Below are 1,183 nucleotides of genomic sequence, written 5' to 3'. Positions count from 1 at the left end.
TTTGGTCAAGACCTCGACCTATTAGTATTGCTCAGCTCAATGTATTGCTACACTTACACATGCAACCTATCTACCTGTTAGTCTATCAGGGGTCTTACTTACTTACGTAATGGGAAATCTTATCTTATGGTCTGTTTCGCGCTTAGATGCCTTCAGCGCTTATCTTTTCCAGACTTAGCTACTCAGCCGTGCTCCTGGCGGAACAACTGATACACCAGCGGTCTGTCCATTCCGGTCCTCTCGTACTAGGAACAGCTCCATTCAAATTTCCTACGCCCACGACGGATAGGGACCGAACTGTCTCACGACGTTCTGAACCCAGCTCGCGTGCCTCTTTAATGGGCGAACAGCCCAACCCTTGGGACCTGCTTCAGCCCCAGGATGAGACGAGCCGACATCGAGGTGCCAAACCTCCCCGTCGATGTGGACTCTTGGGGGAGATAAGCCTGTTATCCCCAGGGTAGCTTTTATCCGTTAAGCGATGGCCTTTCCACTCGGTGCCACCGGATCACTAAGTCCAACTTTCGTTCCTGCTCGAGATGTCTCTCTCGCAGTCAAGCTCCCTTCTGCCTTTACACTCTTCGCACGATTTCCGACCGTGCTGAGGGAACCTTTGAGCGCCTCCGTTACTCTTTCGGAGGCGACCGCCCCAGTCAAACTGCCCAACTGACAGTGTCCATATACCGGATCACGGTATCATGTTAGAAATTCAGTAACAATAGAGTGGTATCCCAACGGTGACTCCACGAATACTGGCGTACTCGCTTCCTAGTCTCCCACCTATCCTGTACAATTGCTACCGAATTCCAATGTCAGCCTGCAGTAAAGCTCCATGGGGTCTTTCCGTCCTGTCGCGGGTAACTTGCATCTTCACAAGTACTACAATTTCACCGGATCTATTGTTGAGACAGTGCCCAAATCGTTACACCTTTCGTGCGGGTCGGAACTTACCCGACAAGGAATTTCGCTACCTTAGGACCGTTATAGTTACGGCCGCCGTTTACTGGGGCTTAAGTTCAAAGCTTCTCTTGCGATAACTTCTCCCCTTAACCTTCCAGCACCGGGCAGGTGTCAGCCCCTATACTTCATCTTTCGATTTAGCAGAGACCTGTGTTTTTGGTAAACAGTCGCTTGGGCCTGTTTTCTGTGACCCTTCAATGCTCCATCTGTTCAGACTTCACAC

The 1,183-nt window shown here is 50.5% G+C and carries 1 rRNA gene; it reads right to left on the bottom strand.

From position 1 onward, the window contains the following. Position 1: 1 nt before the first annotated feature. Positions 2 to 1,183 (bottom strand): 23S ribosomal RNA (locus J2Z76_RS16485); the annotation flags it as partial.

Origin of the sequence: Sedimentibacter acidaminivorans (assembly GCF_017873955.1) — a bacterium.
Taxonomy (GTDB): domain Bacteria; phylum Bacillota; class Clostridia; order Tissierellales; family Sedimentibacteraceae; genus Sedimentibacter; species Sedimentibacter acidaminivorans.
The sequence above is the reverse complement of the archived record's forward strand: the minus strand, read 5'-3'. Positions and strand labels throughout refer to the sequence as shown.